Annotated in this window: 5 protein-coding genes; all 5 read left to right on the top strand. The window is 65.6% G+C overall.

All coding sequences use genetic code 11. The annotated features are described in order from the left end of the window. Nucleotides 1-47: 47 nt before the first annotated feature. Nucleotides 48-1,247, top strand: a complete 1,200-nt coding sequence (locus tag OSB52_RS07960; RefSeq protein ID WP_235723059.1) for an argininosuccinate synthase — start codon at nucleotides 48-50, stop codon at nucleotides 1,245-1,247. After that, the gene (gene argH, locus OSB52_RS07965) at nucleotides 1,244-2,686 is read left to right on the top strand and encodes an argininosuccinate lyase (protein WP_266061130.1); all 1,443 of its coding nucleotides are present in this window, start codon (nucleotides 1,244-1,246) and stop codon (nucleotides 2,684-2,686) included. The genes OSB52_RS07960 and argH overlap by 4 nt, the downstream gene beginning before the upstream one ends. Before the next feature lie 80 nt (nucleotides 2,687-2,766). After that, nucleotides 2,767-5,778 carry an AMP-binding protein gene (locus tag OSB52_RS07970; protein WP_266061131.1) on the top strand — a complete coding sequence of 1,004 codons (3,012 nt, stop codon included), beginning with the start codon at nucleotides 2,767-2,769 and terminating at the stop codon, nucleotides 5,776-5,778. Nucleotides 5,779-5,844: 66 nt separating this feature from the next. Further along, nucleotides 5,845-6,072, top strand: a complete 228-nt coding sequence (locus OSB52_RS07975) for a Trm112 family protein (RefSeq protein WP_235723056.1) — start codon at nucleotides 5,845-5,847, stop codon at nucleotides 6,070-6,072. Between the two features lie 49 nt (nucleotides 6,073-6,121). Then, the gene (tyrS, locus tag OSB52_RS07980) at nucleotides 6,122-7,417 is read left to right on the top strand and encodes a tyrosine--tRNA ligase (RefSeq protein ID WP_266061132.1); all 1,296 of its coding nucleotides are present in this window, start codon (nucleotides 6,122-6,124) and stop codon (nucleotides 7,415-7,417) included. Nucleotides 7,418-7,812: the final 395 nt, after the last annotated feature.

Below are 7,812 nucleotides of genomic sequence, written 5' to 3' on the forward strand. Positions count from 1 at the left end.
GCGGGAGGACGCCCGCGCCGGCGCGCAGCACACAGAGGAGACAACACATGGCGGAACGCGTCGTACTCGCGTACTCGGGAGGTCTCGACACCTCGGTCGCGATCAGCTGGATCGGCAAGGAGACCGGCAAGGAGGTCGTCGCGGTTGCCCTCGACCTCGGTCAGGGCGGCGAGGACATGGATGTCGTCCGTCAACGTGCGCTGGACTGCGGTGCGGTGGAGGCCGTCGTCGTCGACGCACGCGACGAGTTCGCAGACGAGTACTGCCTGGCGACGATCAACTCCAATGCGCTCTACATGGATCGTTATCCGTTGGTCTCGGCGATCTCGCGCCCGCTGATCGCCAAGCACCTCGTCACCGCCGCCCGCAATCACGGCGGCACCGTCGTGGCCCACGGATGCACCGGCAAGGGCAACGATCAGGTGCGTTTCGAGGTGGGTTTCGCCACCCTGGCTCCCGACCTGCAGGTCCTGGCACCGGTCCGCGACTACGCGTGGACGCGTGAGAAGGCGATCAGCTTCGCCGAGGAGAACGACATCCCGATCAACGTCACCAAGAAGTCGCCGTTCTCTATCGACCAGAACGTGTGGGGCCGAGCAGTGGAGACCGGGTTCCTCGAGGACCTGTGGAACGCGCCCACCAAGGACGTCTACGACTACACCGACGACCCGACCATCAACTGGAACTCGCCCGACGAGGTCATCATCACCTTCGAGAAAGGTCGCCCGGTCGCCATCGACGGCCGTCCGGTCAGTGTCCTCGAGGCCATCCAGGAACTCAATCGCCGCGCCGGTGCACAGGGTGTCGGCCGTCTCGACGTCGTCGAGGACCGACTGGTGGGCATCAAGAGCCGTGAGGTCTACGAGGCCCCCGGCGCCATGGTGCTGATCCGCGCCCACGAGGAACTCGAACATGTGACGTTGGAACGAGAGCTGGGCCGCTACAAGCGGCACACCGACCAGAAGTGGGCCGAACTGGTCTATGACGGACTGTGGTTCTCTCCGTTGAAGCGGTCGTTGGACGCTTTCGTCGCCTCCACCCAGGAGCACGTCAGCGGCGACATCCGCCTCGTCCTGCACGGCGGGCACATCGCGGTCACCGGCCGGCGCAGTGGTGAGTCGCTCTACGACTTCAACCTCGCCACCTACGACGAGGGCGACAGCTTCGACCAGTCCGCCGCACGCGGATTCGTCGAGCTGCACGGACTGTCCTCGAAGATCGCGGCCAAGCGAGATCTCGACCTGTGAGCTCGCACGGCACCAACGAGGGCTCGCTGTGGGGCGGTCGGTTCGCCGACGGACCCGCCGCCGCCATGGCCGCCCTGAGTAAGTCCACCCACTTCGATTGGGCGCTGGCACCTTTCGACATCGAGGCGTCGATGGCGCATGCGCGGGTCCTGCATCGCGCCGGCCTGCTCAGCGACGCGGACCGTTCGGCGATGCTCGCCGGGTTGTCGCAGCTCGCCGCCGACGTCGCCGACGGCACCTTTGTCCCAGCACAGAGTGATGAGGACGTGCACGGAGCGCTCGAGCGCGGGCTGATCGAGCGGGTCGGGCCGGAGCTCGGCGGGCGTCTGCGCGCCGGTCGTTCACGCAACGATCAGGTTGCCACGCTGTTCCGGATGTGGCTGCGCGCCGCGATGCGTCGTGTGGCCCTTGGCTTGCTCGATGTCGTCGACGCCCTGGCCGACCAGGCCGAGTCGCACCCGGACGCGGTGATGCCGGGTAAGACGCATCTGCAGGCCGCGCAACCGGTTCTGCTGGCGCATCATCTGCTCGCACACGCGCACCCATTGCTCCGCGACATCGATCGGCTGGCCGACGCAGACCGGCGAACCGCGGTGTCGCCGTATGGTTCCGGCGCGCTGGCCGGGTCATCACTGGGACTGGATCCGGCGGCGATCGCGACGGACCTGGGGTTCGACCGCGCGGCCGAGAACTCCATCGATGCCACCTCGTCGCGCGATTTCGCCGCTGAGGGAGCCTTCGTTTTGGCGATGATCGGGGTCGATCTGTCCCGGCTGTCCGAAGAGATCATCCTGTGGAGCACACCGGAATTCGGGTATGTGACGCTTGCTGACGCCTGGTCGACGGGCAGTTCGATCATGCCGCAGAAGAAGAACCCGGATGTCGCCGAACTCACTCGCGGCAAGTCCGGCAGGCTCATCGGAAACCTAACCGGTCTGCTCGCGACGCTGAAGGCCCAACCGTTGGCCTACAACCGCGATCTTCAGGAGGACAAGGAGCCGGTATTCGACTCGGTGGCCCAGTTGGACCTGCTGCTACCGGCGATCACCGGCCTGGTCGCGACGCTGGAGTTTCACACCGACCGCATGGCCGAACTCGCCCCGGCTGGTTTCACCCTGGCCACCGACATCGCTGAATGGATGGTGCGCCAAGGAATTCCGTTCCGGGTAGCGCACGAGGTGGCCGGTGCGAGTGTTCGTGCCGCCGAGGAGCGCGGAGTCGGCCTGGCCGATCTCGACGATGCCACGCTCGCGTCGATCAGCCCCGATCTCCGGCCGGAGGTGCGTGAAGTGTTGACCGTCCGGGGTTCCATCGAATCACGCAACGCCCAGGGCGGGACGGCCTCGGTTCAGGTCGCCCGTCAGTTGTCCGATGTCCGCGCCGACGTGGCCCGGCGGCGCGCCGAATGGTCGAGAGGCGTGGAGACGCCAACCATCTGAGTACGCTGATGACGCCGCCCGCGGGGAGGTCGGTACAGTGACGTGCATCACGTGAACGACTACGGGAGGGGAACGACGTCATGGTGGGCCTACCCGCATTGCCCGACGTCGGCGCCGCGGTGGACCGGGTTCTCGCCACCGCGCAGAACGGCCTCGAGGTGCTGCGTTTCGGCGGACTCGACACCGGAACCGAGCCGGCGCCGTTCAACGTGGTGGAGACATCGAAGATGTTCCGGCTCCGCCGGTATTTCCCGGACACCCCCAGCACCGGACCGCAGATTCTGCTCGTCCCGCCGATGATGGTGTCGGCCAACGTCTATGACGTGACCGAACACAATGGTGCGGTCTCGGTGCTGCAACGGGCGGGGATCACCCCGTTCGTGATCGACTTCGGCTCACCGGACTCCGAAGAGGGCGGCATGGAGCGGACCCTCGCCGACCACATCGTGGCCGTGAGCCGTGCCATCGACCTGATCATCGAGTCCAGTGGGAAAGACGTCCATCTCGCGGGTTACTCGCAAGGTGGCATGTTCGCGTATCAGACCGCGGCGTATCGCCAGTCCACGGGCATCGCGAGCCTGATCACCTTCGGTAGTCCGGTCGATGTGCTCGCGGCGCTGCCGCTCGGGCTGCCGCCGGCCCTGGTGGTCCCGAGTGCCGAGATCCTCGCCGACAAGGTGTTCAACCGTCTGTGGGTACCCGGCTGGATGGCTCGAGCCGGATTCCAGCTGGTCGACCCGGTGAAGACCGCGCGCAGCCGGATCGACTTTCTGCGCAAACTACACAACCGGGACGCGTTGCTGCCGCGGGAGGACCAGCGGCGCTTCATCGAGGCCGAGGGGTGGGTCGCGTGGTCGGGCCCGGCGGTCGCGGAACTACTCCGGCAGTTCGTGGTGCACAACCGGATGATGTCGGGTGGGTTCGTGATCAATGGAGACCTGGTTTCACTCACCGAGATCACTTGCCCGGTACTGGCTTTCGTAGGTGAGGCCGACGACATCGGTCAGCCTCAGGCGGTACGTGGAATACGCCGCGCGGCACCGGCTGCCGCCGTCTTCGAGTCCCGCGTACCGGTCGGACATTTCGGTTTGGTGGTGGGTAGTACCGCAGGGGCACATACCTGGCCGACCACCTCGGACTGGGTATTGTGGCAAGCCGGACTCGGCGAACGTCCGCCGCTCGTCGAGGACATGACCGACGACGATGATCCGCACGGCTCGGGCGTGAGCCTGTCGTCGCGGATCACCCACGGGCTCGGCTCACTGGCAGACGCCGGCGGTGGCGTCTCGCGCGAACTGCTGGTGATGGCCAACTCGCTGCAGCGCACCACGCGGGCAGTGGCACAGGAATCGGTGCGCACCGTGCCGCGCCTGTTCCGGCTCGGCCAGATCCAGTCGGGTACCCGGATCTCGCTCGGAAAGTTGATGTCGGAGAACTGCAAGCGTGCACCCGAGCAGGAACTGTTCCTGTTCGAGAACCGTGTGCTTTCCCATGCGGACGTCAACACGCGAATCGACAACGTGGTCGCCGGCCTCGTGTCTTGCGGGGTGCGGCCGGGCCAGCACATCGGCGTGCTGATGGAGACGCGCCCCAGTGCGCTGGTGGTGGTGGCGGCCTTGTCACGACTCGGCGCGGTCGCCGTCATGCTCGCCGCCGATGGCGACATGCGGGAGATGCTGCGGCTGGCCGACGCTTCGGTCGTGGTCACCGACCCAGGACATCTGTCGGAGGCGTCCGGTGTGTGCGACCGGGTGTTGGTGCTCGGTGGCGGCAGTGGCGGGTCGCGGTCGATCTCCGAGGCGGACGGCACATCGGTGATCGACATGGAACAGATCGATCCCGCCGAAGTGGTGATGCCCACGTGGTATCGACCGGACCCCGGTCTGGCCGGTGACCTCGCGTTCATCCTGTTCACCCGCAGCGCGGGTCAGTTGGCTCCGTGGCCGGTGACCAACCATCGGTTCGCGCAGTCGGCATTCGGAGCGGCATCGGCGGCGGGTCTCACCGATCGTGACACCGTGTACTGCCTGCCGCCGCTACATCACGCATCCGGCCTGCTCACCACGCTCGGCGCCACCGTGGTGGGGCGGTCACGGATCGCGCTGTCCAACGGAATAGATCCTGACACCTTCACCGCCGAGGTCAACCGCTACGGGATCACCGTGGTCTCCTACACGTGGACGATGATGCGGGAGATCGTGCGCGCCGAAGGGTTCCGCATCAACCAGCACAACCCGATCCGGCTGTTCATGGGTTCGGGAATGCCGGTGGGACTGTGGGACGACGTCATGGAGCATTTCCCCCGCGCACGCGTGCTGGAGTTCTTCGCCACCGCGGACGGCTCGGCGATTCTCGCCAACGTGTCCGCGAACAAGGTCGGGTCGATGGGGCGTCCGCTGCCGGAGACGAACCCGCTGGAGGTGGCGGCCTATGACCTCGCCGCCGATCGGCTCGTGATCGATGACCATGGTTTCGTCCGCAAGGCTGCGGTGGGCGAGCCTGGGCTGCTTCTGGCCCGCGCCCGGCATCGATTCGACACTTCGGCGACAGTGCTACGCGACGTCTTCACCCCTCAGGACCGGTGGGAGGTTTCCGGACATCTGTTCGTCCGCGACGTCGATGACGATCTGTGGTTCCTGGGGTCGCTGGACAACATCATCCGAACCTCCGACGGCCCGGTGTTCATCCCGCCGATCGAGGCGATCCTGTCGCAAATGGAACCGGTCGATCAAGCGGTTGCCTATGGAGTCGGTGCGCCGGGCCGGCAAGTGGCGGTAGCCGCGTTGACGCTACGCGCAGATCACCCGGCGGAATCCTTGACCGTGACCCAATTGCGCATTGCCCTCGGCGAATTCGTCGCCGAACAGCGTCCCCATCTGATCCACCTGGTCGATGAGATTCCCGTCTCCGACGCCTACCGCCCACTGTCGTCCGGCTTCGCGCAACGCGGTCTACCGCGACCGGGCTCGAAGGTGTGGTACCGGGACAGCGAGGGGCGTTATCGCAGGTACACGCGGTCGGCGGCGGCGACGATGGGGTGGTCGGTACAAGCCGGCGCCGGTGGCAACGCCCCGGCTGCCAGTGATCACTGAGGTCAGCGCGGCGGGCGATAGAGTGAAGCCCTAGTACACGGTGAACGACGAGGGGACTGCGCGGACATGGCGACACGAGCCGAATCCATCGATCCGATCACGCGGGAGCGGCTGGTGTGCCCGCAGGATCGTGGTCCGCTGCTCGATGCCGGCGATGAGTTGTACAACCCACGGCTGCGGGTGGCCTACCGGATCGATTCCGACGGCATCCCGGTCATGCTCGCCGACGAGGCGCGTGCCGTGGCCGACGACGAACACGCCCGGATCACCGGCGACGCATCCGGGTCTGTCTGACCTGTGGGTAGGTGATCGCGACGGACCGCCCAGGTGACAGGATCGAGTCGTGAGTACCGAGACGTCTGACCGGCCGACGACCGACATCCTCTCCGAACTCGAGTGGCGTGGCCTGATCGCGCAGTCGACCGACCTCGACGATCTCCGCGCTGAGATCGCGCGCGGACCGATCACCCTGTATGCCGGATTCGACCCGACGGCATCGAGCCTGCACGCCGGACACCTCGTCCCACTGCTCACGCTGCGCCGGTTCCAGGAGGCGGGGCATCGACCGATCGTGCTGGCCGGTGGCGCGACCGGACTCATCGGTGACCCACGCGATGTCGGCGAACGCGCGATGAACGCACCTGACACCGTGGCCGACTGGGCCGACCGGATCGGCGGACAGCTGCGCCGGTTCGTGAGCATTGACGACTCGCCCACCGGCGCATTGGTGGTCAACAACCTCGACTGGACTCAACAGCTCAGTGCCGTCGAGTTCCTCCGGGACCTGGGCAAGCACTTCTCCGTCAATGTGATGCTGGCTCGCGACACCGTCAAGCGCCGGCTCGAGTCGGACGGAATGAGCTACGCCGAGTTCAGCTACCTGCTGCTGCAGTCCAATGACTTCGTGGAACTCAACCGCAGGCACGGATGTGTACTCCAGGTCGGTGGTTCCGATCAATGGGGAAACATCGTCGGCGGTGTCGATCTCGCGCGCCGACTGGACGCGACGTCACTGCACGGGATGACGGTGCCACTCGTCACGTCGTCGGACGGCAAGAAGTTCGGGAAGTCCACCGGCGGCGGCAGCCTGTGGCTGGACCCGGAGCTGACCAGCCCATATGCCTGGTATCAGTACTTCGTGAACACCGCAGACGCCGACGTGGTGCGGTACCTGCGGTGGTTCACCTTCCTCGGACGAGACGAGATCGACGACCTCGCGCGGGCTACCGAGGAAACGCCGCAGCTCCGGCTCGCGCAAAAGCGTCTGGCCGCGGAGATGACCACGCTGATCCACGGCGCCGCGCATACCGCCGCCGCCGAATTGGCCAGTCAGGCTCTGTTCGGTAGGGCTGAGTTGGCTGATCTCGATGAGGGCACGCTCGCCGCGGCCGTGGGTGAGACCACGGTCGCCGATTACGCGGGAACGAGCCCCACACTGGTGGAACTGCTCGTCGACACGGGTTTGTCCGAGAGCAACAAGGCGGCGCGCCGTGCGATCGGTGAAGGCGGCGCATACGTCAACAACGTGAAGATGAGCGACGCGGATTGGCGGCCGGAGGCAGGCGATCTACTACACGGTCGCTGGTTGGTGATCCGCCGAGGCAAGAAGAGTTTCGCTGGAGCACGCGTAGTCCTCTGACCAGGCGATTTGACGCGTTGTTCTCGTCTGTGTAACTTAATCGACGCACCGCAGAGAGCAACTTCCCGGAGCCGACAGGAACCGGGCAGAAGCAGAGTGTCCGAACCTAGCCGTTTCGGAACATTGCGGAGCCGGCCAGGGATCCGGGACGCAAAGACTTGCGCACCGGAATCCGACCGGGTAGGCTAGAAGAGTTGCCTCGGAGACGAGAGCAACACTTCTGAACATCAGCTCGCAGATGAACGCCTCTTAGAAGGGGACGTATCAGCGGGTGTGTGTTCTTTGAGAACTCGATAGTGTGTTGATGGATTGTCTGATGCCATTTTTTGTGGCATTGGTTTTGTGGATGTCCTGCACTCCTCGTGTGTGGGATGTCTGTGGAGTTTTTTGCCAGT

Origin of the sequence: Gordonia aquimaris (assembly GCF_026262595.1) — a bacterium.
Lineage (GTDB): Bacteria > Actinomycetota > Actinomycetes > Mycobacteriales > Mycobacteriaceae > Gordonia > Gordonia tangerina.

Coding starts and splice junctions, on each gene's coding strand:
- OSB52_RS07960 (WP_235723059.1), top strand. CDS start 48: ATGGCGGAACGCGTCGTACTCGCGTACTCGGGAGGTCTCGACACCTCG.
- OSB52_RS07970 (WP_266061131.1), top strand. CDS start 2,767: ATGGTGGGCCTACCCGCATTGCCCGACGTCGGCGCCGCGGTGGACCGG.
- OSB52_RS07975 (WP_235723056.1), top strand. CDS start 5,845: ATGGCGACACGAGCCGAATCCATCGATCCGATCACGCGGGAGCGGCTG.